The sequence below is a fragment of the uncultured Thomasclavelia sp. genome (assembly GCF_944324745.1).
In the GTDB taxonomy this organism is placed as follows: Bacteria; Bacillota_I; Bacilli_A; order Erysipelotrichales; family Coprobacillaceae; genus Thomasclavelia.
Genome location: NZ_CALUXO010000081.1, coordinates 1 through 25,047 on the forward strand (window position 1 = coordinate 1; position 25,047 = coordinate 25,047).

The following is a 25,047-nucleotide window of genomic DNA, read 5'->3' on the forward strand; positions in this document are numbered from 1 at the left end:
GATTGAGTGCTACATTCGAAGAATGGATCATGTCAGCTGAATATATCATGGCTAGTGGTAACCCAAATGTCATTTTATGTGAACGAGGAATTAGAACATTTGAAAGCTATACTAGAAACACATTAGATTTACAGGCAATCCCAGTAATCAAGAAATTGACACATTTACCAATAGTAGTGGATCCAAGTCATGCTGGAGGAAAATGGTGGTTAGTTGAACCAATGGCCAAGGCAGCCATAGCCGCAGGAGCAGATGGATTGATGGTAGAAGTTCATAATGATCCAGAAAAAGCTTTATGTGATGGGCCACAATCATTAAGACCAGAGAAATATGACCGATTATTACAACAAATTTCTCAAATTGCACCAGTTGTTGGTAAAAAGCTATAATGGGGATAATTTGCCAGTAATGAATAAAATTTGTTAAAGTTGGCTAAAATACTGATATTTTTCTTGCAATTATTAAAAAATCTATATATAATAGGTACGTAGTTTAGAGTTAAAGGGGGGAATAGTTCGATGGCAAAAACTGTAGTAAGAGAAAATGAATCTTTAGATGATGCTTTACGTCGTTTTAAAAGACAAGTTTCTAGAACAGGAACCCTTGCGGAGGCTCGAAAAAGAGAGTTTTATGTCAAACCAGGTTTAAAAAGAAAATTAAAATCTGAAGCAGCAAGAAAAAACAACAAAAAAGGAAGAAGATAAAAATTGGGGGCTTGATTTAAGCCCTTTTTTGTTTACCTTTTAATATTTTTGACATTTACTTTAAAAATAATCATATAATTATTTAGGTGATAGCATGATCTATATCGATAATAATTATATTAGTATTAAAAACTATCAGGGTATTTTATTATTACAAAACAATCTTGTCGAAATCAAATTACCACAACAATTATTACAAATCACAGGACAAGAATTGGAAATTCGCTATTTTTGTCATGAAGAGATAGTTATTATTGGTAAAATAAGGAGTTTAAAATTTTCATGAAGTTTGGCTATGACTTATATGAGGTAATTTGTGATGACATTGTTTTATTACTAAATAGTTTTAAACAAGATCGAATTGTTATCTTTCAATTAACAAGAGTTGCTAAAGATACATATCGATTTTATATCCCGATTTATCAGCGTTTAAAAGTAAAAAAGTATTCATTAACATTAATTAAAAGTATTGGAGTTATTTACTACATCATTATTTTATTATTTAAAAAAATGAATCTTGTTGGTGCTGCTGCTTTTGCTATTACCTTAATTATCTGTAATCAGTTCATATTTAAAATTGAAATTACTGGTAATAATTTGCAGACTAATGAAATGGTTGAAAGTGTTTTACATGAAAATAAGATTGGAATTGGTGATTTAAAGAAATCATATCAGGAATTAAATGATCTTTATGATGATTTAAAAGCGGGGTTTAATGGTAAAGTTGATTATTTGAACATTTACCAGGAAGGCGGTGTTTTGTTTGTTGAATACACCAACAGTGTCTCGGCTAAAGAAGAAAAAAAGAATTTTCAAAATATTTATGCTAGTAAAGACGGGGTGATTCAAAAAATCAATGTTAGTAGTGGTAATATCATGGTTGCTGTAAATCAGTATGTAAAAAAAGGCGATTTGTTGGTTTCTAATACCATTACTGCTACCGATGGTCAAAGCAAGATCATTGCAACTGAGGGAAAGGTCATGGCTTATACGTATGAAACTTATGAAGCTGCAATTGATGCAAAGAAGATGGATGAGGGAGCGGCGTTTAGTTATTTATTATATTCGATTCGCGGTAAACTAGGAGCAATTGATAAAATAGATAGAGAAAAAGTAATTTCTTATGATATAATTGACAACAAGCGAGTACTAAAAGTACAATATATATTAATTGAAAATATTGCAACTAAAGAGGAGATTTAGATGAGTGAACAAATAAAACTAGAACAATTGAGCATTGAACAGCTCAATAATATCAGTGGCAATCATGACGAAAATTTAAAGCTGATTGAAGACACTTTAGGAGTTAGTATTTCTTTGCGAGGTGATGAATTAATACTTAGCGGGGATAATGAGGAAAATTTCATAAAAGCTAAAAAAGTTTTACAGGCTTTAATTGAATTAGTTGAAAAAAGAATAACTATCAGTCGTCGTGATGTTGTTTACGCTTTAAAATTAGTTGATCAGGATAATTTAGGTCATATTAATGAGTTGTATAATATTAAAATCACAAAGACTGCTAGTGGTAAGATGATTTATCCTAAAACAATGGGACAAAAAGACTATTATTTTGCTTTAAAAAAGCATGATGTTGTTTTTGGAATTGGTCCTGCTGGAACCGGTAAAACATATTTGGCAGTAGTTTTTGCAGTTGATGCTTTAAAAAATAATCAAGTAAAGAAGATTGTTTTAACAAGACCTGCTGTCGAAGCCGGTGAAAATCTTGGTTTTCTTCCAGGTGATCTAAAAGAAAAGGTCGATCCATATTTAAGACCACTATATGATGCTTTACATGATATGTTAGGTGTTGAACAGACGGAACGTTTGATTGAAAAAGGCGTTATTGAAATTGCCCCGCTAGCATATATGCGTGGAAGAACGTTAGAAGATGCTTATGTTATCTTAGATGAAGCCCAAAATACGACTGATAATCAGATGAAAATGTTTTTAACTCGTTTAGGGTTTAATTCAAAAATGATCATTACTGGTGATGTAACCCAGATAGATTTACCACGAGGGGTTGAATCTGGTTTAATTAAAGCTTTACGGATTTTAAAGGGAGTAAAAGGAATCGCTTTTGTAAATCTAACGGCATTAGATGTTGTTAGACATCCAGTAGTTCAAAGAATTATTGAAAGGTATGAAGGTAAAGATGAATAAGCTATTAATCATTGAAGATGATGTTTCCATCAATAAGATTTTATGTCATGAATTAAATAATAAAGGTTATGAAGTTGATAGTTTGTATGATGGTAAAGATGCCTGTGAGCAAATTTTGAATAATGAATATGATTTAGTGTTAGTTGACTGGATGCTTCCTTATAAGGATGGGGTTGAAATTATCAAAGAGTGTCGTGATCGTGGTTATATTAAGCCAATGATTATTTTAACGGCTCGCAGTGATCAAGATGATATTATTAAAGGTCTGGAATCTGGGGCGGATGATTATTTAATGAAACCATTTCAGGCTAATATCTTGATTGCCAGAATTGAAGCCCATTTGCGACGTTATCATAAGCACTTTAAAGAAATCATCCAATATTTAGATATTAAGATGGATTTAGCGAAACATGAAGTTTATGTTGGTGATAGTTTAATTAATTTAACTAAAGTAGAATATGATTTGTTGCAGATGTTTATTGATAATAAGGAAGAGGTTTTATCACGTCAGGAATTATTGATGAATATTTGGAATTTTAATTATGATGGTGATACTAGATTAGTTGATATACATGTTTTTAAACTGAAAACCAAGTTAAAAGAAAGTCAGGCCTGCTTTAAATCGGTTAGAGGGGTAGGATATAAACTGGTGAAAAAAGATGCTTAAAAACTATTTAAAAGTGTTTGGTGTTTTTTTGATTGTTCTAATATTATCATTAGTTCGTCCTGATCATAGTTATATTTTTATTACGTTTTTTATGATCGTAATGCTGGTCATTATTTATAATATTGAAAATGATTTTAAAAAGCAGATTAAGTTTTATCGTCGTGAAAAAGAAAATGAAATTCATGAGGTTGAAGGTGAAAAAGATTTTAATTATAAAATATTAAATTCTTTGATTAAAACTATGAATTTGCCAATGATTTTTGTTAATAAAGAAGGAAAAATCATGTTTACCAATCAACGTTTTCGTAGTGCTTTCAATATCAAACATTTAAGGGGTAAATATTATAAAGATATTTTTTCGGGACAATTGTTAAATATCGTTGATCAAAGTTATATTTTTGAACGTAAATTTACAGCAGCGGTGGCAATTGGTAAAAGTTATTATCATGTCGAGGCGACACCAATTTTTAAAGATGAAGCGGCTTTTGAAGGAACAATCATTTTATTTACTGACGTTTCTCAAGTTAAAGAAGTTGAACGGATGCAAAAACAGTTTTTATCAGATATATCTCATGAGTTGAAAACGCCAATGAGCGCTATTATTGGCAGTGTTGAAATCTTGCAAAAAGAAGGCGTTCAAAATAAAGATACATTTAATGAATTTATGGGTATACTATTGAAAGAAAGCTATCGAATGAAAAACATTCTTGATGATATTATTGAATTATCAAGATTAGAACGACCAGAAGCTACTTTGAATCCTATGGTAATTAATGTTAGTAATTTAGTAAAAGAGACAGTTGAATTATTTGAACCATTAGCTAAAGATAAACATTTATCGTTAGTTTATCAAACAAAAAAAGTTGCCAAAGAATTGATGTTGGATCCAGCTACGATAAAGACTATTTTAAATAATTTAGTTTCTAATGCAATAAAGTATTCTGATTCTGGAGTTATTTCAATAAAATGTACGAATGATGAAAAGAATTTTGTGATTATTGTTCAAGATGAAGGTATAGGTATTGCCAAAGAAAATATTCCTTTCATTTTTGATCGCTTTTATCAAGTTGAACGTTCTCGTTCAAATAAAACCGGAACAGGTTTAGGACTCAGTATCGTCAAAAAAATGGTAGAGTTAAATAATGGAATGATCGATGTTGATAGTACTCCTGGAATTGGTACTACGTTTACAGTGACTTTACCTATTTTAAGATAGACATTATTATTTTACAGATATCACAATGTTTCACACAATATAAAAACAATTTGAACAAAATAATTTTATATTATAATCGTGTAGAAAAAAGGAGTGGTAAATATGGAAGAAAGAGATCCATTTAATGAAATTAATAATGAAAGGGAAGGGGAATATCAAGATCCACCAAAAAATGTCCAAAATAACAAACATAAACATCGTTTTAATTTAAAAAATAGTAACATGAATGGCTTATTTAAAATTGTTATAACTGTTTTAGTTGTTGCTTCATTAGCGATGAATATATTCTTATTTACTGTTGTTATGGATAATAATGGCAGTAGTTCTTCATCAAATTCATCAAATAAAGTTGAAACAGTTAATTATGATGTTAAAAGTGATTTAACAGAAGTTATTCAAAAAGTAGCTGACAGTGTTGTTGGAGTTGTTGTTTATCAAAATGGTCAAGCTAGTGGTAGCGGTAGTGGTGTTGTTTATCAGGTAAATGGAAACAATGCTTATATTATTACTAATGAACACGTAGTTAGTGGAGCTAGCGAAGTTCAAGTCGTTTTTGCCAATGGAGAATCAGTAGATGCTACAATTGTTGGTGGTGATACATATAGTGATATTGCAGTATTACAATTAACAGCCGATTTTGATATGACAGCAATTGATTGCGGCGATTCTAGTTTACTAGAAGCTGGGGAAACAGTTTTAGCAATTGGTAGTCCGTTAGGAATTGAATATGCTGGTACAGTTACTCAAGGTATCGTTAGTGGTACTGATCGTACAGTATCTGTGGATACTAATAACGATGGTACTGATGATTGGGACATGAGTGTTATTCAAACAGATGCGGCTATTAACCCAGGTAACAGCGGTGGTGCTTTAATCAATGCTGCTGGTGAATTAGTAGGTATTACTTCAATGAAATTTTCTGATGAATCAGTTGAAGGTATGGGATTTGCTTTACCAATCAATGATGTAATTACTAATGTAAATCAAATTATTAGCGATGGAAAAGTAACTAGACCATTCATTGGTATTTCTGCAGTTTCATTATCAGATTATTCAACATATCAATTACGTTTTTATCGAATTAATACTAACTTAACTGATGGTATTTATGTTACTAATGTAACAAGTGGTGGTCCTGCTAGTGATGCTGGTATCCAACAAGGTGATGTTATTGTTAAATTTGATGGTACTGATATTACTACTTATCGTAGTTTCTTAACAGAATTATATTCTAAACAACCAGGTGATACAGTATCTGTTGTTGTTAATCGTGATGGTAATGAAATTACAGTTGATGTTACTTTAGCTGAACAGTAATTATTAAAGAGCCCATGAGGGCTCTTATTGTTTTTTATTGGAAGTTATTTTATAATATAAATAAACTATTTTTGAGGGAGGATTGTATGTATTGTCCAAAATGTGGTAAGGAGTTAGAACCAGGAGCACTCTTTTGTCCTGAATGTGGTAATTTAATCGTTAATGACCGAGACATAATTTCTAAACTAAATTTAAAGGAAATAAAAATTGCCGGTAGATCATTTAGTTTAATAACATTAGTTACTTTTATTTCATCTATTGTTTTAATTATGGCTTGTTTTTTACCATTTGTTTCCGTTGGATATTATGGTATTAGTATAGCAAATGCGGGCAGTGATTTTATTATCTTTATTATTTTAGCTTTGCTAATTAGTGGGCTTGTCTATTTTAAAAAAGATCTTTTAGCTCTATGCGTTGCCATTGTAACAGTTGTCTTTATGCTGGTAGAATTAAATGGTGTAAAAAGTATTATTGGTAGTATTGCTCATTTATCGATGGGAGCATATTTGATGATAGTGGCAATTGCTGGTTTGTTTATTAGCACATTATTAATTTATCTTTATAATAAACGAGTAAGCTGACAGTTTTGTTGGCTTTTTTTGTTATTGACTTAATTGTGGTTAAACTATTAGAATTAATAAAAAGGGGAAAAATCATGAATTGGCAAATAAAACAACTAGTAGCTAAATTAGTCAGACAGCTTGAAGATCATCAATTAGAAACAAATTTAGATTTAATGATAAAAGATGGTGAATTAAGTATTTTACCAGAGTCTCAAAAATATGTATGTGAGTTTATTAAGTCAATGGAAAAACTGGTTAAAGAAAATAAAAAGATTATATATGATCAAGAAGATGATCAGGGTGTTTTTGTTACTTATGTTTTAAATATTTTGTTTGAGCAACAAAAAATCTATCAAAATGTCGTTGAATTATTAGCTGATCTAAAGAGTCCCAATGATTGTATTCTCTATGTTTTTGAACATATCATCAGCCAAACTACCAAACCACTGGAATATCAAAAAATTGATCCAGAACGATTAGAACAGCTAAAATCTGTATTATCTGATATCTGGATGAATCAAATTTATTTTGATTTAGAAATGCTTTTTATGGATAAAAAAATAGTTGATGATCCTAAAAAAACTTTTATTATCAAAATGGCTGATAAATATTGTTTATCTTGGCAGCAGTTAGATTATATTTATGATTTGATCAAGGTAAATCATGATGAACTTGAGAGTATTTTTTTATCACGAATGTTAGGAATATAAAAATAAGCATATAATTTGTTTTAAATAGCTATCTATGCTATAGTGTTTAAGAAAAGAACGTCTTCAGGGCAGGGTGTAATTCCCGACCGGCGGTGATAGTCCGCGAGCGCAAGCTGAATAGGTGTGATTCCTATACCGACAGTATAGTCTGGATGAAAGAACGACATTTATATGCCTTTTTGTCATGGAGATTAGTATTTTCATGATATTTTTGTTTTTAAGGAGAAATTATTATGGAAAGTACTAAGACAAGAAAACTAGTTTTGGCAGCGGTATTAGCTGCTTTGGGGATGATTTTGGGATTGATTGAAATTCCTTATCCATTTGCCCCATGGCTGAATTTGGATTTATCTGAAGTTGTGGTATTAGTAGCAATTTCGATGTTAGGATTTAAGACAGCTTTATTTGTATGTGTTTGTAAATTCTTTATTTCAATCTTATTTAAAGGTCCGGTAGGGCCAATTGCCATTGGGCAAATTACCGCTTTAATTGCATCGCTTTCAATTTGTTGTGTCTATTATTTTTTATCACGATATTTAAAATTGAAAAATGCTCTGGTAACTTATATTGTTAATATGTTTATTACGATGTTTGTTTTTGCCATGATCATGTTTATTTTAAATTATTTATTTGTAACACCAACTTATTTAATGCAGCGACCAACCTGGTTTACGCAGTTGCCATTTACAGTTGATATTGCAGCTTTTAATCAACAATATGGAACTAATATTTCAGTTCCAGGTATTTTGAATTTCTTATCACCATATGGACAAGCAATTTTTATTATTTATTTTCCATTTAACTTTATTAAAGGAGTTATTTCTGCTATTGTTTATTATATAGTAAGACCGATTGAATCAAGGTTTAAGGAGGAGTTTAAATAATGAATATTGCCTTAATAGCTCATGATCAAAAGAAAGATGAAATGATTGATTTTGTAAAAGATAATGAAGCATTGTTTGCTAAACATAATTTATATGGAACGGGAACGACCGGTAAAAAAATTATGGAAAATACCAATCTTCAAGTACATCGTTTTCTTTCGGGACCTTATGGTGGGGACCAGCAAATAGGAAGCATGGTTGCTACTGGTCAAATGGATTTGGTATTCTTTTTTAGAGATCCGTTAACAGCGCAACCTCATGAACCGGATATCAGTGCATTGATGCGCTTATGTGATGTTCACTATATTCCATTGGCTTCCAATAAAGCTACCGCTCTAGCACTGTTAAAAATGCTATAAAAATAAAAAAGCCAGCAAACTGGCTTTTTTGATATCATTATTCTTCAACAGAAATAGCTTCTACAGGACAGCTTTCAGCAGCTTCTTTTGCAGCATCTACATCGCTATCGTTGATAACACTTGCTAATCCTTCATCGTTGATTTCAAATACATCTGGAGCGATTCCAGTACAAGCACCACATCCAATGCAAGAATCGTTTACTGTAATTTTAGCCATTGTAATTCCTCCTTCTTAAACTATTATAACTCAAAAAAGTTTATTTTCCAATATTTATAAATAAATTACTGAAAAAGTATGTTATAATGTACGACGAAAGGGTGATTCTAAGTGAGTAATTCACGGATAGACAAATATCGCGAATTAAGAGAAGGAATTAAAGACGAAGTTGGAATAAATCGTGAAAATCAAACCGATAATATTGATGAAAGTGAATCGGTTGAAGATGATGATTTTTTGTTATCAGTAAATCGGGCATTCCGCAGTGAAAGAAATGAACCGGATATTGAAGATACACTGACAGAGGCTAAAACATTTGCTCAAATGCGTCAAGAAAGCAGTGAAGAATTAAATCGGGCTTTACGTTCAGCCAAGTCTAGTGTTGGTAAAGCAACTCATTATAATACAAGAATGGATATTTTAAATAAAATAAGAGAACCTGAAAAACAAGTTATTCGATTAAATAAATTTGATAATGTCAGTACTTCTGAGTTTTCTAAAGGTTTTTTTGTCAATGATGAAACAGAATTAAAAACCGAAGAAAAAGACACTTCTGATAAAAAGAAAATGACATTATTAGAACGCTTAGCTAGTATGTCACCAGAAGAAGATGTAAAAAAAGCTAAGATGGCAATTGGTGAGGAAAGTTTTATTGAAAGCTTTGAAGATGATGAGTTGGATGAAGAGTCATTAAACGAAGCAAGCAAAACTTCAATTGAACAAACTAAATCACTAGAAGATATGTTGCGCCAAATTAAAGAAAAAGATCAACGTGAAGTTGCTAAAGCCTTAAGTCAAAGAAAAGAAGCTAATGATAAAAATATAAAGGTTGAAGAAAATAACTTCGATCAAAAAAATGATGAAATAGAAGAAATAGATGATAAAGAAACTAAAAGTAAAAGTGACCGAGTAGCCACAATTTTAAATTACATTATCATTTTTTTAGTAATTGTCTTTGTGGGATTATGTGCTATGATTGGATATCAATTATTTTTCTAAACTAAGGACAACCTTAGTTTTTTTAAAGAATGGAGGATTTTATGAAAAAAATATCAATTGCAATTGATGGACCAAGTGCGGCTGGGAAAAGTACGATTGCTAAGATGATTGCTAAAAAACTGGATTATGTTTATATCGATACTGGAGCTATGTATCGCAGTGTTGGATATTATTGCTTAGAAAATAATATTGATTTACGTGATGAATCTAAAGTAACGGCTGTTCTTGATCAAATAAAAATTGAATTGACAAGTGGGAACCAGGTGTTTTTAAACCAAGAAAATGTTACTGATAAGATTCGTGAAGACCGTGTGTCAATGGCAGCAAGTGTAGTATCGACCTATCAGGCAGTTAGGAAATATCTAGTCTATTTACAAAGACAAATGGCTGGTCAAGGCGGTGTGATTTTAGATGGTCGGGATATTGGAACAGTAGTATTACCTGATGCCGATTTAAAAATCTATCAAGTTGCCAGCAGTGAAACAAGGGCAAAGAGACGGTATCTAGAAAATATAAAACGTGGTTTGCCATCAGATCTAGAAAAAATTAAACAAGAAATTGAACAGCGTGATTATCAAGATATGCATCGGAAAATTTCACCGTTGAAAAAAGCTGACGATGCTATTGAAATAGATACATCAAACATGACTTTACAGCAGGTTAGTGATGCTATCATGCAATTAATTGTTCAAAAACAAAAGGAGGTATAATATGGCGGGAATTGTTGCAATTGTTGGTCGGGCCAACGTTGGAAAGTCAACTATTTTTAATCGAATCGTCGGAGAAAGAGTTTCCATTGTTGAAGATATTGCCGGAGTTACGCGAGATCGTATCTATGCTACAGCTACTTGGCTGACAAAAGAATTTCGAATTATTGATACAGGTGGGATTGAATTAGAAGATGCATCTTTTACTAAACAAATCAAGATGCAGGCAGAAATTGCTATTGAAGAAGCGGATTTGATTGTTTTTGTTGTCAATGGTCAAGAAGGAGTAACCCGTGAAGATGAATATGTAGCTAGAATTCTTCAAAAGTCAAAAAAGCCAGTACTGTTGGCAGTTAATAAAATTGATGATGAAGTCTATCGAAATAATATTTATGAGTTTTACAGTTTAGGAGTAGGTGATCCAATAGCGGTTTCAGGTAGCCATGGAATTGGAATTGGTGATTTATTAGATGAAATAATCAAACAGCTGGATCTGACGGAAGATGAATTCGATGAAGATGAAATTCGTTTTTCAATTATTGGACGTCCTAATGTTGGAAAATCATCACTTACTAATGCTATTTTAGGAGAAGAACGAGTTATCGTTTCTGATATTGCCGGAACTACTAGAGATGCTATTGATACTGTTTTTGAAAAAGATGGCCAAAAATATCGAGTAGTTGACACAGCTGGAATGCGTAAAAAAGGAAAAGTTTATGAAAATGTTGAAAAATATTCAATTTTACGGGCCATGAGCGCAATTGAAAAAAGTGATGTTATCTTAGCGGTAGTTGATGGTGATAGCGGTGTGATTGAACAAGATAAGCATGTTGCCGGTTATGCTCATGAAGCCGGTAAAGGGGTTATTCTTGTTGTTAATAAATGGGATCTAGTTGAAAAAGATGATAAAACAATGGCTAAAATTGAAAAAGAATTGCGGACACAATTTAAATATTTGGATTATGCAAGAATTATCTTTACTTCAGCTAAAACTCATCAGCGAGTTAATCAGTTATTCCCACTGATTCAAGAAGCTTATGAAAATTCTCATAAACGTGTGCAAACTAGTGTCTTAAATGACGTTTTAGTAGATGCTCAGGCAATAAATCCGACAACGACATTTAATGGCGGACGGTTAAAAATTTTCTATGCCAACCAGGTTAGTATTTGTCCTCCAACTTTTGTTTTGTTTGTCAACGATCCTCAGTATTTACATTTTAGTTATAAACGTTATTTAGAAAATCGTTTACGAGAATCTTTTGGGTTTGAAGGAACTCCAATACATATTATTTGTCGAAAACGTGATTAGGAGGGATAAAGATGAGTAAAATAGCCGTTTTGGGGACTGGTAGCTGGGCAACGGCATTGAGTCGGGTTCTAGTTGATAATCAAAATGAAATTATCATGTATGGAATTGATCAACATCAAATTGATGATATTAATATCAATCATCAAAATCAGGAATTTTTTAAAGATGTCTATCTAGAAACAGAGATACAGGCGACAAATAATCTACAAGAAGCGATGCAGGATATTGATTATTTGTTGATTACGATTCCTACTCAGTTTGTTAAGGAAACACTAGAAAAAGTTAAGCCATATATTACTAAAAAAATTACGGTAATTAATGCTGCTAAAGGGTTTGATCTAGGAACCAATATGCGTATGTCAGATACGATTCGCTCGGTTTTAGATGAAAGTTTAATTAATCCGGTAGTTTCTTTAATCGGTCCTAGTCATGCTGAAGAAGTTGTAATTAGAATGTTAACTACTGTCTGTGCTGTTTCACTTGATGATGAAATGGCTCGTGATGTGCAGATGTTATTTTCTAATGATTATTTTCGGGTTTATCGATTAAACGATGAAGTAGGTGCTGAATATGGGGTGGCAATAAAAAACGTCATCGCAGTAGCGGCCGGTGTGTTAAGCGGTTTAGGTTATGGTGATAATACTAAAGCTGCCTTAATTACTCGAGGTTTAGCAGAGATGGTCCGTTATGGAACCAAAAAAGGTGGTCGTTTAGAAACTTACATGGGATTAACGGGAGTGGGTGATTTAATCGTTACCTGTTCATCAGTTCATTCGCGTAATTTCCAGGCGGGAGTAGCAATTGGAAAATCAAATGATGCCAGATCATTTATGAAAAACAACACTAAAACTTGTGAAGGAATTAGAACTTGTCGGGTAATTTATGAAGATGCTAAAAAATATCCTGATATTGAATTACCGATAATTAATGCTATTTACAATGTTTTATATAAAAATCATGAACCTAAACGTGAGATCCAACAATTAATGAAACGTGAGCTTAAAATTGAAGGGTAACTTTATTTGATTTATATCATATTATATATTGGTGATATAAATGAATGATGAAGATGTTTTTTTAGATAAAGTGGTTAAAAAGACCAACGTTAATAAAAGTGAAATATTAAAATTAGCCAATGACTTACAAACTAAAGATCTAAATAATGAAAAAGATATCCGAGATTTTATTATCAGCGTTGCCAAGGTGACAAATAAGCCGATTAGTTCTAATAAAGTCGATAAACTGGTGACAATGATTAAAAATAATAAAGTCCCTCGAGATATCAATCGAATGGTTTAATAAAATATAGCGATAAAAACAAAGAAAAAACAAACATTTTTTGTGTTGACTTATGGTGTTATTTTATATATAATTGTCATTGCGGTTATGGAAAGGTGATTATTTTGAAGTACAATTTACAATGGATTGTTAAGCATCACGGAAAATTTGATTTTGAGGAAGGAATTACTTTTCCTTCAGAGGTGTTTGACCAGTATGCTCAAATTAATGACTTGAAGGACATTGTTGTTACAGGAACCGGAAATCTTGATTCAAATGATAAACGCCTTTATGTAGATCTTAATATCAAAGGAACGATGATCTTGCCATGTGCTTTAACATTGGAAGATGTCGAATATCCTTTTGAAATTAATTCAACTGAGGTGTTTGCTTTTGATAAACCTGATCCTCTAGAGGATGTTCACGAGGTTAAAAAAGATATTGTCGATCTTACACCAGTGGTCTTTGAAAACATTATGTTAGAAGTACCAATGCGCGTTGTAAAAGACAATGCCAATATTAAATCTGAAGGAAAAGGTTGGCGAATATTAGATAACACTACTAGCGATCAAAATGAAGAAGATTATATTGATCCTAGGTTAGCTAAATTAAAAGATTATTTCAAAGATAAATAGGAGGGTTATACTAATGGCAGTACCATTTAGAAGAGTATCAAGTACAAAAAGAAACAAAAGAAGAACACATGATAAACTTTCAGCACCAGCTGTAGTTGTATGTCCAGAATGTGGTGAATATAAGTTAGCACATCGTGTTTGTAAACACTGTGGTACTTATAAAGGACAAAAAGTTTTATAAGATTAAGAAAATAAAACGGATGAGACACTATTAATTGATAGTGTCTTTTTTTGTCTTTTTTTGCCAATACTTTATTTTGACATGATTTTTGGCAATAACAAAAATCAAGAAAATGCTATACAAACGGGGAAATAGAGTATATAATAGGTGGTAAGAAGTGTTAATTTGTGTTAATGGGTGTTAAGAAGTGGGTGATAACTGATGTTTAAGGGGCAATTTAAGCATAATATTGACGCCAAAGGGCGTCTTATTATTCCTTCAAAACTACGTGAACAATGTGGCGAGAAGGTAGTTATCACTAAAGGTCTGGACGGTTGTTTGGCAGTTTATACCACTGAAGGGTGGGATAAATACTACAGTAAAATCGAAAAATTACCGACAACTAAACAAAAAGTCCGGGACTTTGTTCGGTTAGTAACGACACTAGCTGATGATTTAGTATTTGATAAATTAGGAAGAGTTAATATTTCATCTTTTTTACGAGATGTTGGTGGCTTGAAAAAAGAATGTATGATTATCGGTGCCGGTGATCATATAGAAATTTGGGATTTAGCTCGCTGGAACAAATACTATGAAAGCAGAATTGATAGTTTTGATGAGTTAAGTGAATCATTAGATGACTTTGATTTATAGGTGATAAATATGTTTGAACATACGAGTGTATTATTAGAAGAAGCAGTTGCTGGATTAAATATTAAAGAAGATGGAATTTATGTTGATTGTACTTTAGGTGGCGGTGGTCATAGTGCTGCCATCTTGAAACAATTAACTACCGGTCATCTTTATTGTTTTGATCAGGATCAAATTGCAATTGAAGCAGCTAGAAAAAGATTAGAGGTTATTAGTAATAACTTTACTATTTTTTACTCTAATTTTGTCAATTTAAAAGCTGAATTAAATAATGTTGGAATTACTAAGGTAGATGGGATCATTTTTGATTTAGGGGTTTCATCACCTCAATTTGATGATGGCCAAAGAGGATTTAGTTATAATCATGATGCTCGTTTAGATATGCGAATGGATAAATCCAATCCCCTTGATGGTTATAAGATCGTCAATGAGTGGCCATATGAAAAATTAGTGGAAATTTTATATAAGTATGCTGATGAAAAATATGCTAAGCAAATTGCTCGTAAAATTGAACAAAAACGCAAGATTAAGCCGATTGTTACTACTTTTGAATTAGTAGATGTTATTAAAGAAGCATTACCGGCAGCAGCTTTAAAAAAGAAAGGACATCCAGCTAAAAAAACATTTCAAGCGTTAAGAATAGCAGTAAATGATGAGTTAAATGTCTTTGATAAAGCTTTAAAGGATGCTTTGGATTTAATCGATTTACATGGGCGAATAGCAGTTATTACTTTTCATAGTTTAGAAGATAAAATTTGTAAATATACTTTTAATGATGTTGCTAAATTAAAAGATGTACCGAATGGATTACCGGTTATTCCTGATTATTTAAAACCAAAATTCAAATTAATCAATAAAAAACCAATTACAGCTAGCAAAAGTGAATTAGCGCAAAATCATCGAGCGCATTCAGCTAAACTTCGAATAATAGAAAGGGTGGTCGAAAATGATGCATAAAAAGAAAAAAAGAAGAACAAAATTTGAAGCTTTTGCCCAAAGATTTTTAGTGATTACCATGGTAATTTTTGTCTTTGGAATTATTGGGGTTAAATCAATGGAATCGAAATTTAACCGTGATATTCAGGTTCTAGAAGAAGAAATCCAAACAGCAAAAAATGATATTGATAGTTTAGAAATGCAAAAGCAGGAGTTGGCATCTTTTTCGCGGTTGAACGCCGTTGCCACTTCAAAAGGATATACATATAGTAATGATGCTGTAGCTGCCTCTACTACAGTTGAGCCAGAACAATGAAACAGTTTAAAAGTGCAAAGATTGCTTATGTAGTCTTTGCTTTAGTTATTTTTTCACTAGTTGCTAATATTGTTTATTTAGGAATTACTGGTAAACATTTAATTAGTGGAGAAGATATTGCCGCTTTTGCTAAATCAAGAGGCAAGGCAGAAACGGTCGAATATGCTCAGCGTGGCGAAATCTTTACTAGTGATAATGAAGTGGTAGCCACTAATGTAAAAAAATATAAATTGATTGCGGTTTTGTCTAGTGATCGAATTAATTTTAGTGATAAAGCCGCTTATGTCCAAGATATTGAAACTACAGCCAATACTATTGGACCCATTATTGGGATGGATCCAACTACTATGGCAGCCCAAATGCAAGAAAAAGCTGATGCCGGAGTATATCAGGTCGAATTTGGTACCTATGGCAGCAATTTAAGTGCCAGTGTTAAAAAACAAATTGAAGATACGGATTTACCAGGATTAGAGTTTGAAGATAGTAATTCTCGTAACTATCCTTTTGGTGATTTTTGTAGTTATATTATTGGTTACGCAAAATCTTCAGAAGAAAACAGCGTAAAAAAACTAGTGGGTGAAATGGGATTAGAAGCTATTTATGATGATACTTTAGCTGGAGAAGATGGCTATAAGGTTTATCAAAAAGATTCTAAAGGTTATATTTTGCCTAATGGTATTTTAGAGGAAAAAGATGCAGTTGATGGACAGGATATTTATTTGACGATCAACAGTTCATTACAACGTGAATTAGATTATCAATTAGCTACAGAAGCAGCGGCAGCTGGGGCTAATAAAGCTAGCTGTACAATCATGGAAGCCAAGACGGGGCGAATTCTGGCAACGTCAACTTATCCATCTTTTAATCCAAATGAACGAAATATTTCTGATTATAAAAATTTCTTATTTGATACGGCTTATGAATGTGGTTCTGTCTTTAAAACTTTTGTTTATGCCAGTTCAATCGAAAGTGGTCTATATAGTGGTGAAGCAACTTATGAATCAGGTTCATATGACTATGGAGCTAGTCGTCCGATTCGCGATCATAATAATGGTGCTGGCTGGGGTACGATTACATTTAACGAAGGCTTTTATCGTTCTAGTAACGTTGCTATTTGTAACTTACTGGAAAGAGGTTATACAAATCGTGAAGATGTAGAACAGGTCTATGAAGATTTAGGTTTATTCCAGGAAAGTGAAGTTGATGGTTTTGATGCTGTAGCTGGGGTAGCTCTATATAAAAGTGATGATAGTCGTGCTGCTTATTTGACAACTGGTTTTGGTCAAGGATCGACGGTTACATCATTACAGTTATTAAAAGCATACAGTGCTTTTGCTAATGATGGTAAAACAGTTGAACCATATTTAATCGATCGAATTGTTGATAAAAATAATAATGAGGTTACTTATTCAGCTAAAACACAGTATTCAAAACAAATTTTCTCAACGGAAACAGTTCAGGAAATTCGTGATTTATTAAAAGGTGTGGTAACTGATGCTACCGGTACTGGTAAGAAGTTTGCTTTAGATAATGGAGTTCAAGTTATTGGAAAAACTGGTACTGGTCAATTAGTTGAAGATGGTGCTTATTCAACAACTAACTATACCAAGTCTTTTATGGGAATGGCACCATATGAAGATCCACAAATTATTGTTAATATTGTTTTTCAGGGACCTGATAATGATACGACAACTCATCAGGCTAATGTTATTAAAAATATAATGCCAACGGCATTATCAATTGTATCTTCATATAATGCTCCAGCAACAACAACGACAAGTGAAGACTATACATTAGATTCATTTACTAATCAAAGTGCTAATTTTGTTAAATCAAAATTAGAATCAAAATCAATCAATGTTCAAATTATCGGTAATGGTTCGACAGTTTTAGAACAGTATCCTGAAGCTACTACTCAGGTAACTAAAAATGATCGTGTATTTTTGAAAACAGAATCAGCGGATATTACTATTCCTAATTTTACTGGATGGTCACGTAAAGATGTTTCAACTTACGCTTCATTATCAGGAATTAATATTACAATTGAAGGTGAATCGGGACAAGTTGCCAGTCAAAGTGTTCCTGAAGGAACCATTCTCCATGCCGGTGATACAATGACGGTTGCAATTCAGTAAGGTCTAAGGATCTTACTTTTTTCATATATTTAACTAGGTGGTTAAATGATTTATGAATTAACTAAAAGAAAAATTAAATATGTTAAATTAGTCACGGCCTTAATTGTTGTGGCAATTATTTTAAAAATTGGTTATATTCAAATAATCGATCGTGTTAATATTTATAATCGAGCGGTTGATTTATGGCAGCGCAGTTTTCCAGTAGAAGCTAACCGTGGTTTGATTGTTGATAGTAATGGCGATGTTTTAGCAACGAATTTGACAACTGCATCGTTAGTTGTTGTACCTAGTCAAATTAAAGACGTTGTGGCTACAGCTAATAAGCTGGCTGATATTTTAAATGTTGATGTTAAAACACTGCAGGAAAAATTAAGTAAAAATGTTTCGATTCAGCGAATCTCTCCTGAAGGTAGACAATTAGATGATGAGGTAGCAGCTCGAATTGATCGTTTAAAATTACCAGGAGTATATTTAATCAAGGATAGCAAGCGTTACTATCCAGGAGGCAGTTATCTAGCTCAAACATTAGGGTTTGTCGGAATTGATAATCAAGGTTTATTAGGATTGGAGTTAAAATATGATAGCTATCTTGATGGCAGTAATGGCAGTATTAACTATTTTATGGATGCTAAAAGTAATCCAATTTCATTATATCCTAGTGTTTATAATGCCCCAACTAGTGGTTTTAATCTACAGTTGACAATAGATGGTACTATTCAGGATATTGTTGAAAGAGAGTTAGATAATGCTTATGATACTTATAATCCCGATGGGATTTGGGCATTAGCGATGGATCCAAATACTGGTAAAATTCTAGCAATGGCCTGTAAACCGGATTTTGATCCTAATGATTACCAAAATGCTGATCCTGATGTCTATAATCAAAATATTCCGATCTGGAAAACTTATGAGCCAGGTTCTACTTTTAAAATCATTACTTTTTCTTCTGCTTTAAATGAAAACTTATTCGATATGGATAAAGATACTTATTATGACCAAGGATATGAAATTGTATCGGGAGCACGAATCAAGTCATGGAAAAAAGGTGGACATGGCCTGCAGACTTTTCGCGAAGTACTACAAAATTCATCCAATCCCGGTTTTGTTGAAATCGGACGTCGTTTAGGTAAAGATAAATTATATAATTATATTCAAGATTTTGGTTTGACGCAGACAACTGGAATCGATCTACCAGGCGAATCTAAAGGAATCATGTTTAGTTATGATAATTTTAATGAATTGGAACAGGCGACCGTTGCTTTTGGTCAAGGAATTTCCATTACACCGATTCAGTTAGTACGTGCTGTCTGTGCTTGTGTTAATGGAGGAACATTATATCAACCCTATATCGTTGATAAAATTATTAATAATTACTCTAATGATATTATTTACAGTCAAGAACCACAGGCAATTCGTCAGGTAATCAGCGAAGAAACATCCAAAAAAGTCTGTGATGCTTTAGAAACAGTAGTGACCGATGGTGGGGGTCGCAATGCTTATATCGATGGTTATCGAATTGGTGGAAAAACGGGAACGGCACAAAAAGCAGTTAACGGTAGTTATATTGATGGAGGTTATATTTTATCATTTATTGGGATTGCTCCAATTGATGATCCGCAGATTGTCTTGTATGTTGCGATGGATAATCCTAAAAACTGTGTTCAATATGGTGGTACGACCGTTGCGCCAATTGCTCGCAAGATGTTAGTAGATATTTTACCAAGTATGGGGATTGAAAAGGTTACTAGTCAACGGGAAAAAACTTATAATTATTTAGATACTAAAATAATAAAGGTTGAAAATTATGTAGGAATGAAAAAATCTGAAGTTTCTAGCAGTGGGTTGCAATTTGAATTTATTGGTGAAGGTGATCAGGTAATTGATCAATTACCTCGAGTGGGGGAAGTAGTTCCCGAGGGTTCAACGATTGTTTTGATGCTAGGATAGTTAGAATTAAAATTTGCTTGAATTTTACAATGAATAATGTTAGAGTAATAAACGATTTATTTAATGAAAGTCATAGCTTTTAGATAAAAAGGAGATTTGTAGGATGAAAAAAACAATTACAATTAAAAAAGTTGGAATTAATGGCGAAGGAATTGGTTATTTAGATCGTAAAATCGTTTTTGTTCCCGGGGCAATACCTGGTGAAGAAGTTGTAGTCGATATCAACAAAAAAAACAAAGGTTATAGTGAAGGTAAATTACTAAAAGTATTACAACCATCACCTAATCGAATCAAAGCACCATGTCATATGTATGAAAATTGCCAGGGATGTAATTTAATGCATATGAATTATCAAAGTCAATTGCAAGTTAAAAAAGATGCTATTTTAGAATCATTAAAGAAATATACTGAATATAATGTTTCTAAAAAAATGTTTTTGGGGGTTTCTGGTGCTAAAGAAACGGAAGGGTATGTTACTAGTGTTAATTTACCAGTAGTAACTTTTAATGAACAGTTGACTTTTGGAATTTATCAGCGTGAAAGTAAGTATTTAACGTTGATGACTAGATGTATTAAACATCATCGAATGATTAATCAGTGTTTAGTTAAAATTGAAAAGATTTTAAATCAAAATAAATGTAAAAGTTATGATGATAAAGCTAAGACCGGATTAAGATTTTTGAAGATGAAGCTAATTGATGGCAAGATTCAAGTGGTCTTTATTACTGGTCGTGATGGACTTAAAGAAAACATCGTCAATCAAATTAGTCAAATTGATGAAATTGCCGGAATCTTTATGTCAGTCAATACTTCAAGATATCAAAATTTTGATGAATCTGGTTATACCAAGTTATATGGCTCTACTCGTTTAGAAATGATCCATGATCAAAAGAAGTATTTAATTGGAATTAAAAGCAAATTACCTGAAAATCAGGGAATGATCTGGCAGGAAAATCGAGTTGTTACTAAAATGGTGGAAAATAGTCAAAAAATTATTTCTCTTAACTGTGGTGTCGGATTCTTGGAACTTAATTTAGATCAAGAAGATGTAGTAGCAATTGATGCAAAAAATTATCACATTGAAGATGCTAAATTGAATGCTAAATATTTAGACCGTAGTAATGTTAAATTTGTCTGTGGTCATGTAGATGATAAAGTTGTTAGCTATGCTAAAAAGAAGACTTATGACACATTGATCATCCATGGAGATCGGTTAAAGTTAAGTGATAGATTGATTGATACAATTAAGATTGCTAAATTTAAAAATGTGATTTATATAAGTCAATCGCATTCATCACTAGCTAAAGATTTGGCTAAATTAGATAAAAACTATGTTATTGATCAAATTGCTGGTTTAGATAGTTCTTGTCATAATACTTATATGACAACGATCGTAAAATTAATAAGAAAAAGTAAATAGGAGGATTTATTATGGAAATCAAATATCAGCCTCATGGTGTCTGTTCACGTCAAATTTTAATTGATGTTGAAGATGGAATCATCAATAATGTTAAATTCGTTGGTGGGTGTTCTGGAAACACTCAAGGTGTGGCGGCCCTTTGTCGGGGAATGGATGCTAAAGAAGTTATTGCCAGATTAGAAAATATTCGTTGTGGTAATAAACCAACTAGCTGTCCGGCCCAATTAGCTAAAGCGTTAAAAGAAAATCTAGGATAGTGGAAAGCTCTTTTCCACTTCTTTTCATTTTTCCAAGAAAATCAACATATAATATCTTAGGTGATAGGATGTTAGTTAAAATCAAGAAATTGCAGCTGATGTGCGGTGTTATCTATTTAATGCAGGTACTTTGTTATATGTGGATCATTCCTTTTCATTTCATAGCCGCTTTATTATCAATCGTCATCATTGGCTGGCAAAGGAAATTTTGTGTCTTACAAGTACAATACCATTATTATGTGTTGATTTTGTATGCTTATCGCATCTATTTATTAAACTATCCAGCTTGGGCTATTTTTGATACCATTTATTTATGTTTATCTTTATATGTATCAATAATGATAATTTTATTTTCATTTCGAGCGGTTTTGTAATGGCTTTTTAAATACATTATTTAGTGGTATAATAGTACTAGTTGAAAGGATGTGGCAGATGATGCTAGGACATTTACAAGTATATAGCTCATATAGTTTTCAAAATAGTACTATTTTAATTGAAGACTTAGTTAAACAAGCTAGTGATCTCCACTTTGAGGCACTAGCTTTAACTGATAAAGATAATATGTTTGGAGCCATTGAGTTTTCAAAAACGTGTCAAAAATATGGAATTAAACCAATCTTTGGCTTAGAAGCTAGTGTTTTGATTGAAAATGAAGTCTATTCTTTATTATTGCTAGCTAAAGATACTGTTGGTTATTTTGATTTGGTTAAAATAACTAGTGAGATTTGTTTAAGTGATCAAAAAGCGATTCCATTAGAACACCTGGCTTTATTTCAGGAACATCTGTTTGTTATTTCAGCGTGTCAAGAAGGAATTATTGAACGTTTAGTTTTAAAAGAATTAGATTCTCAGGCGATGAAATATGTTGAAATGTTTAAAAGAACTTTTAAACATTTTATGATTGGTATTCAAGATCATCATTTGGCCATGCAAAAAAAACTTAATCAGCGCTTAATTGCTTTAGCTTCATTATCTAAAGTGCCAATATGTGTCACTAATGAAGTGCGTTATTTAAATAAAGAAGAAGCTTACACTTTAGATTTGCTTCAGGCATCATGTAAAGGAATGACTTTGGATATCAATCATCAAGTTGCTACTGATCAATTATATTTAAAATCAAGTTATGAAATGGAGAGTTTATTTGATCATCAATATATTGAAAATACTAATCAAATTATTCATTTATGTAATGCCACAATTCCATTAAATAAGATGCATTTGCCTAAATATTCAGTACCAAATCATGGTAAAGCTAGTGATTATTTGCGGCAGTTATGTTTGGTGGGATTAAAAAAACGGTTTAAAAATCAAACGGTTCCCCATCGATATTTTGAAAGATTACAGAAGGAATTAAAAATAATCAATAAAATGGGTTTTGATGATTATTTTTTAATTGTTTTTGATTATGTTCGTTATGCCAAGAAAAATAAAATTTTAGTTGGACCGGGCCGGGGATCAGCAGCTGGAAGTTTAGTTGCTTATGTATTAGGAATAACTAATATCGATCCTTTGCAGTATGATTTGTTGTTTGAACGATTCTTAAATGAAGAACGAATCAGTATGCCAGATATTGATGTTGATTTTCAAGATGATCGTCGTGATGAAGTAGTTAATTATGTCATGGAAAAATATGGTCATGAACATGTTGCCCAGATCGTTACTTTTTCAACTTATGGGCCCAAAGTTGCTATTAAAGATTTAGGAAAGGTGTTGAAAGTTCCTTTACCACGGTTAGAATTATTAGCTAAAAATATTCCGACTGGACCTAAGAATCGTAAGAGTGCTAAAGATGTTTATCAGTCTTCATATAATTTTCAAAACATGGTCAATAAAGATCCCGCTCTATCGAAAATCATGCCATCAGTTTTTGTGGTTGAAAAATTACCGCGAAATATTTCTACTCATGCTGCTGGTGTAGTATTATCAGATGAATCGTTAGATACGATCGTTCCACTAGTTAAAGGACCGAATAATGGAATTGTTACGCAGTATTCTAAAGATTATATTGAAGAAGCAGGCTTGTTGAAAATGGATTTTTTGGGACTAAAGAATTTAACGATGATTGCTAATATTATTAGTGATATTGAAACTAATCATCATATTAAAATTAATATTAATGAGATTGATTTTAACGATGCTAAAACTTATGATATGATTTCACGGGGTGAAACTTATGGGATTTTTCAATTAGAGTCTCCGGGAATGAAAGATTTGTTAGTAAAGATGAAATGCCATAATCTTGATGATTTAATTGCGGCAATTGCTTTGTATCGACCTGGACCAATGGCCAATATTCCCGCTTATTTAGCTCGTAAAAATGGTCAAGAGCCAATAACCTACCCGCTTCCATGTTTAAAACCAATTCTAGAATCGACTTATGGAATCATGATCTATCAGGAGCAAATCATGCAAGTAGCCCAACGGGTAGCTGGTTTTTCTTTGGCTAAAGCCGATATTTTAAGAAAGGCAATGTCTAAAAAGACTGCCAGTTTAATGCATTCGATGAAATCAGAGTTTATCCAAGGTGGTTTGGCTAATGGTTTTAGTGAAGAAGAAGTAGAGAAAGTTTATAATATTATTGAACAATTTGCCAATTATGGCTTTAATAAAGCCCATTCGGTTGCTTATGGTTATGTAGCATATTATTTAGCTTATTTAAAAGCTAATTATCCATTAGAATTTTATAGTGCAGTTCTCTCAAATGGTCAAAGCAGTGATTCTAATAAAATCAGCTGTCTTCAAGAAGGAAAGAAATTAGGGATTAAGATCTTACCACCATCAATTAATTATTCAACCAATCGTTTTAAAGTTGAAGATGGAAATATCCGATATTCTTTAACAGCAATCAAAAATGTTGGTTATGCTGGATATCAGGCCATCGTTGCTGAAAGAAAAAACGGTTTGTTTACGGATATTTTTGATTTTATGGCTCGGATGGAATCAAGCAAGTTAAATAGTAAGATGCTTGAAAGCTTAGTTATGGCGGGGGCTTTTGATGAATTTAAATTAAATCGAACGACAATCAAAGAAAACCTTCCTAAAATCATGGAATATGCGCAATTGAAAAACACAATAGGAATTGAAGAACCTCCAATTTTAACGATCGTCAAAGATAATAAAATGAAGGTCTTAGAAGAAGAAAAGCTGGTTTTAGGAGTTTATTTATCGATGCATCCAATTGCTTTGATAAAAGAGAAGATAAATGTTAGAATTACTAATATAAATGAATTGGATCAGCATATTAATCAAAATGTGTATGTGATCTTAAATGTTACACGAGTTAAGATGACAATTGATAAAAAAGGACAGGAGATGGCGTTTGTTGATGGTAATGATGAAACTGGAGCAGTTGATGGAGTGATCTTTGCTTCTAATTTTCAGGCCTTGAAAAATGTCATTGTTCGTGGTGAAATCTATTTGATTCAAGGTAGAGTCAACTACCGTGATAAGATTTCGTTAATAATTAACCAAGCTAAAAATGTACGATGAGGAGTTATGTA

At 32.2% G+C, this 25,047-nt stretch carries 28 protein-coding genes, 1 pseudogene and 1 riboswitch; of the genes and pseudogenes, 28 read left to right on the forward strand and 1 reads right to left on the reverse strand.

Annotated features, from left to right (window positions below; translation table 11 throughout):
• From Q0K54_RS11095 to Q0K54_RS11150, 12 genes and pseudogenes are all read left to right on the forward strand, one after another.
• Positions 1-389 (forward strand): annotated as a pseudogene (locus Q0K54_RS11095) (3-deoxy-7-phosphoheptulonate synthase); the annotation flags it as partial.
• A 129-nt stretch (positions 390-518) separates the two neighbouring features.
• A complete protein-coding gene (gene rpsU, locus Q0K54_RS11100) occupies positions 519-704 on the forward strand; it encodes a 30S ribosomal protein S21 (RefSeq protein ID WP_087302092.1) in 186 nt (61 codons plus the stop codon).
• 94 nt (positions 705-798) lie between these two features.
• Positions 799-990, forward strand: coding sequence for a YabP/YqfC family sporulation protein (locus tag Q0K54_RS11105; protein WP_294581310.1), 192 nt, complete (start codon positions 799-801; stop codon positions 988-990).
• Positions 987-1,907: a sporulation protein YqfD gene (locus Q0K54_RS11110; protein WP_294581312.1), complete on the forward strand. Its 921-nt coding sequence runs from the start codon at positions 987-989 to the stop codon at positions 1,905-1,907. The genes Q0K54_RS11105 and Q0K54_RS11110 overlap by 4 nt, the downstream gene beginning before the upstream one ends.
• Positions 1,908-2,864 (forward strand): PhoH family protein, encoded by a 957-nt coding sequence (locus Q0K54_RS11115; protein WP_294581315.1) that lies wholly within the window; start codon positions 1,908-1,910, stop codon positions 2,862-2,864.
• Positions 2,857-3,531, forward strand: a complete 675-nt coding sequence (locus tag Q0K54_RS11120) for a response regulator transcription factor (protein WP_294581317.1) — start codon at positions 2,857-2,859, stop codon at positions 3,529-3,531. Before Q0K54_RS11115 ends, Q0K54_RS11120 begins: the two co-directional genes overlap by 8 nt.
• Positions 3,524-4,747: a cell wall metabolism sensor histidine kinase WalK gene (locus Q0K54_RS11125; RefSeq protein WP_294581319.1), complete on the forward strand. Its 1,224-nt coding sequence runs from the start codon at positions 3,524-3,526 to the stop codon at positions 4,745-4,747. Before Q0K54_RS11120 ends, Q0K54_RS11125 begins: the two co-directional genes overlap by 8 nt.
• Positions 4,748-4,849: 102 nt before the next feature.
• Positions 4,850-6,064, forward strand: a complete 1,215-nt coding sequence (locus Q0K54_RS11130; RefSeq protein ID WP_294581321.1) for a S1C family serine protease — start codon at positions 4,850-4,852, stop codon at positions 6,062-6,064.
• Positions 6,065-6,150: 86 nt separating this feature from the next.
• A complete protein-coding gene (locus Q0K54_RS11135; protein ID WP_294581323.1) occupies positions 6,151-6,645 on the forward strand; it encodes a zinc ribbon domain-containing protein in 495 nt (164 codons plus the stop codon).
• Between the two features lie 74 nt (positions 6,646-6,719).
• Positions 6,720-7,337, forward strand: coding sequence for a hypothetical protein (locus tag Q0K54_RS11140; protein ID WP_294581324.1), 618 nt, complete (start codon positions 6,720-6,722; stop codon positions 7,335-7,337).
• Positions 7,338-7,392: 55 nt separating this feature from the next.
• A riboswitch (FMN riboswitch) is annotated at positions 7,393-7,506 on the forward strand.
• A gap of 64 nt (positions 7,507-7,570) precedes the next feature.
• On the forward strand, positions 7,571-8,221 hold the full coding sequence (locus Q0K54_RS11145; protein ID WP_294581325.1) for a Gx transporter family protein: 651 nt from the start codon (positions 7,571-7,573) through the stop codon (positions 8,219-8,221).
• Complete coding sequence (locus tag Q0K54_RS11150) at positions 8,221-8,580, forward strand: methylglyoxal synthase (protein WP_294581327.1); 360 nt, start codon at positions 8,221-8,223, stop codon at positions 8,578-8,580. Before Q0K54_RS11145 ends, Q0K54_RS11150 begins: the two co-directional genes overlap by 1 nt.
• 37 nt (positions 8,581-8,617) lie before the next feature.
• On the opposite strand, the gene Q0K54_RS11155 is transcribed toward Q0K54_RS11150, so the two are convergent.
• Entirely contained in the window at positions 8,618-8,797 is a 180-nt protein-coding gene (locus Q0K54_RS11155) for a ferredoxin (RefSeq protein ID WP_294581329.1), read from the reverse strand.
• A gap of 111 nt (positions 8,798-8,908) precedes the next feature.
• Here Q0K54_RS11155 and Q0K54_RS11160 point away from each other — a divergent pair, with 111 nt between their 5' ends.
• The 16 genes from Q0K54_RS11160 (at position 8,909) to dnaE (ending at position 25,036) form a co-directional block, all read left to right on the forward strand.
• Positions 8,909-9,796 carry a hypothetical protein gene (locus Q0K54_RS11160; RefSeq protein WP_294581331.1) on the forward strand — a complete coding sequence of 296 codons (888 nt, stop codon included), beginning with the start codon at positions 8,909-8,911 and terminating at the stop codon, positions 9,794-9,796.
• A 41-nt stretch (positions 9,797-9,837) separates the two neighbouring features.
• Positions 9,838-10,506: a (d)CMP kinase gene (gene cmk, locus Q0K54_RS11165; protein ID WP_294581333.1), complete on the forward strand. Its 669-nt coding sequence runs from the start codon at positions 9,838-9,840 to the stop codon at positions 10,504-10,506.
• A gap of 1 nt (position 10,507) precedes the next feature.
• The gene (gene der / locus Q0K54_RS11170) at positions 10,508-11,812 is read left to right on the forward strand and encodes a ribosome biogenesis GTPase Der (RefSeq protein WP_294581335.1); all 1,305 of its coding nucleotides are present in this window, start codon (positions 10,508-10,510) and stop codon (positions 11,810-11,812) included.
• A gap of 11 nt (positions 11,813-11,823) precedes the next feature.
• The gene (locus Q0K54_RS11175; protein WP_294581337.1) at positions 11,824-12,828 is read left to right on the forward strand and encodes an NAD(P)H-dependent glycerol-3-phosphate dehydrogenase; all 1,005 of its coding nucleotides are present in this window, start codon (positions 11,824-11,826) and stop codon (positions 12,826-12,828) included.
• Positions 12,829-12,868: 40 nt separating this feature from the next.
• Complete coding sequence (locus Q0K54_RS11180) at positions 12,869-13,111, forward strand: stage VI sporulation protein F (protein ID WP_294581338.1); 243 nt, start codon at positions 12,869-12,871, stop codon at positions 13,109-13,111.
• A gap of 95 nt (positions 13,112-13,206) precedes the next feature.
• Complete coding sequence (locus Q0K54_RS11185) at positions 13,207-13,725, forward strand: DUF177 domain-containing protein (protein ID WP_294581339.1); 519 nt, start codon at positions 13,207-13,209, stop codon at positions 13,723-13,725.
• Positions 13,726-13,738: 13 nt separating this feature from the next.
• Positions 13,739-13,906, forward strand: a complete 168-nt coding sequence (rpmF, locus tag Q0K54_RS11190) for a 50S ribosomal protein L32 (RefSeq protein WP_294581340.1) — start codon at positions 13,739-13,741, stop codon at positions 13,904-13,906.
• A gap of 201 nt (positions 13,907-14,107) precedes the next feature.
• Entirely contained in the window at positions 14,108-14,539 is a 432-nt protein-coding gene (mraZ, locus tag Q0K54_RS11195; protein WP_294581341.1) for a division/cell wall cluster transcriptional repressor MraZ, read from the forward strand.
• Between the two features lie 9 nt (positions 14,540-14,548).
• Entirely contained in the window at positions 14,549-15,493 is a 945-nt protein-coding gene (rsmH, locus tag Q0K54_RS11200) for a 16S rRNA (cytosine(1402)-N(4))-methyltransferase RsmH (protein ID WP_294581342.1), read from the forward strand.
• Positions 15,486-15,788, forward strand: a complete 303-nt coding sequence (locus tag Q0K54_RS11205) for a hypothetical protein (protein WP_294581343.1) — start codon at positions 15,486-15,488, stop codon at positions 15,786-15,788. Before rsmH ends, Q0K54_RS11205 begins: the two co-directional genes overlap by 8 nt.
• Entirely contained in the window at positions 15,785-17,923 is a 2,139-nt protein-coding gene (locus Q0K54_RS11210; protein ID WP_294581344.1) for a penicillin-binding protein, read from the forward strand. Before Q0K54_RS11205 ends, Q0K54_RS11210 begins: the two co-directional genes overlap by 4 nt.
• Before the next feature lie 45 nt (positions 17,924-17,968).
• Positions 17,969-19,870 carry a penicillin-binding transpeptidase domain-containing protein gene (locus Q0K54_RS11215; protein ID WP_294581345.1) on the forward strand — a complete coding sequence of 634 codons (1,902 nt, stop codon included), beginning with the start codon at positions 17,969-17,971 and terminating at the stop codon, positions 19,868-19,870.
• 103 nt (positions 19,871-19,973) lie between these two features.
• Positions 19,974-21,290, forward strand: coding sequence for a 23S rRNA (uracil(1939)-C(5))-methyltransferase RlmD (rlmD, locus tag Q0K54_RS11220; protein WP_294581346.1), 1,317 nt, complete (start codon positions 19,974-19,976; stop codon positions 21,288-21,290).
• An 11-nt stretch (positions 21,291-21,301) separates the two neighbouring features.
• Positions 21,302-21,547, forward strand: coding sequence for a TIGR03905 family TSCPD domain-containing protein (locus tag Q0K54_RS11225; RefSeq protein WP_294581347.1), 246 nt, complete (start codon positions 21,302-21,304; stop codon positions 21,545-21,547).
• A 68-nt stretch (positions 21,548-21,615) separates the two neighbouring features.
• Positions 21,616-21,921 carry a hypothetical protein gene (locus tag Q0K54_RS11230; RefSeq protein WP_294581348.1) on the forward strand — a complete coding sequence of 102 codons (306 nt, stop codon included), beginning with the start codon at positions 21,616-21,618 and terminating at the stop codon, positions 21,919-21,921.
• A 61-nt stretch (positions 21,922-21,982) separates the two neighbouring features.
• Positions 21,983-25,036 (forward strand): DNA polymerase III subunit alpha, encoded by a 3,054-nt coding sequence (gene dnaE, locus Q0K54_RS11235; protein WP_374011461.1) that lies wholly within the window; start codon positions 21,983-21,985, stop codon positions 25,034-25,036.
• The last annotated feature ends 11 nt before the right edge of the window (positions 25,037-25,047 follow it).